2 pseudogenes are annotated in these 1,735 nt (G+C 63.2%); one reads left to right on the forward strand and one right to left on the reverse strand.

Features of this window, described 5'->3' with window-relative positions:
• Positions 1-1,588 (forward strand): annotated as a pseudogene (locus EN879_RS34755) (AsmA-like C-terminal region-containing protein); the annotation flags it as partial.
• A gap of 6 nt (positions 1,589-1,594) precedes the next feature.
• Here EN879_RS34755 and EN879_RS40340 read toward each other — a convergent pair.
• Positions 1,595-1,735, reverse strand: a pseudogene (locus EN879_RS40340) (tyrosine--tRNA ligase); the annotation flags it as partial.

The following is a 1,735-nucleotide window of genomic DNA, read 5'->3' on the forward strand; positions in this document are numbered from 1 at the left end:
TGCCGAACTCGCATCCTACGAGCCGATCAACGCCATGCGCCATGTCGGCATTCTGCCGGAGGACCTGTCGGGCAGCGTCACCGGTCACGTCAAGGCGGATATTCCGCTGCAGTCCGGCGTCGACTCCTCGAAGCTCGATTGGCTGGTGTCGCTCGACTACACCGGCATGTCCCTGGCCAAGCCCTTCGAAGGACAGGTCGTGACGGATGCCGACGGTTCGATCACGGTCGACCCCGAGAAGGCGGTGATCTCCGCCAAGGCGTTGCTGAACGGCATTCCGGCCGAACTCGATCTGATCGAGCCGCTCAGGGATGAGGGGCCGGCGCGCAGCCGCAAGGTGGCCCTGGTGCTCGACGACAAGATCCGCGCCGCCGCCATGCCCGGCCTGAAGCCGCTGCTTGCCGGAACTGTGAAGGTGGCGATCGACAAGAACGGCAGCGGCGACCAGAACGTCTCGGCCGACCTGACCAACGCCAGGCTGGACATTCCCTGGGCGGGCTGGAGCAAGGGGGCGGGGGTGCCCGCCAACGTCACCTTCGTCATGACCAAGTCCGGCGACACCACGACGCTGTCCGATTTCAATCTCGACGGAAAGACGTTCTCCGTCGACGGCAGCATCGTGCTGGTCAATGGCGCCTTGTCGTCGGCGCGGTTCAGCAAGGTCACCTTGAACAGAGGCGACGACGTTGCTGTGTCGGTGAAGCGGTCCGGCAAGGGCTATGCGGTCGACATATCGGGCAATGCGCTCGATGCCCGCTCGCTCATCAAGCAGTTCACCTCCGACGTCGACACGGCTACCAAAACCACCGGTTCCGACGCCATCTCCGTCAGCGCCGATGTCGACCGGCTGACCGGTTTCCACGACGAGCAATTGTCCAATCTGAAGCTCGACTACAGCGCGGCCGGCTCGCGGGTGAACGGGCTGAAGGTCAGCGCCACGGCAAGTTCGGGCGCCGCCATAACCATCAGCAACACCACCGGTGCCGGCCAGCGCGCGCTCAACATGCAGTCCGCCGACGCTGGCGCCATCCTGAGATTCCTCAATATCTACGAGCATATGGAAGGCGGAACGATCACCCTGGCCCTGGCGGGGCCGAGCGACGGATCGCTGAGGGGCAAGGTCGACACCAGCAACTTTTTCGTCGTCAACGAACCGAAACTGGCCTCCATCGTCTCGACCACGCCCGCCGGCGACAACCGCAGCCTCAACCAGGCGGTCAAGGGCAAACTGGACACGTCGCGGGTGAAGTTCGAACGCGGTTACGCCGAGATCGACAAGGGCAGCGGTTACCTGAAAATCGCCAACGGTGTGCTGCGCGGACCGCGCATCGGCACCACGTTCCAGGGCACGCTCTACGACCAGAACAACAACATGGACATGACCGGCACGTTCATGCCGGTCTATGGCCTCAATCGCATCTTCGGCGAATTGCCCATCGTTGGCGCGCTGCTCGGCAATGGCCGCGACCGTGGCCTGATCGGCGTCACCTACCGGCTCAAGGGCAACGCCAACAAGCCGTTGCTGGACATCAATCCGCTGTCGGTGATCGCGCCCGGAATATTCAGGTCGATCTTCGAATATAGGTGAGCGAGTTCAGGCCGGTCGCACCAGAATGTGTTTTTTCTTTCCCAAGGAAAGCTTTACGACGTTTTCCGGACTCAAATCCTGAGGGGTCACCAGCCGGCGCTCGTCGCTCACCGGCTCGTCGTTCAGGCGCACGGCGCCGCCCTGCAC

The sequence above is a fragment of the Mesorhizobium sp. M7A.F.Ca.AU.002.02.1.1 genome (assembly GCF_003998535.1).
GTDB classification, from domain to species: Bacteria; Pseudomonadota; Alphaproteobacteria; order Rhizobiales; family Rhizobiaceae; genus Mesorhizobium; species Mesorhizobium ciceri.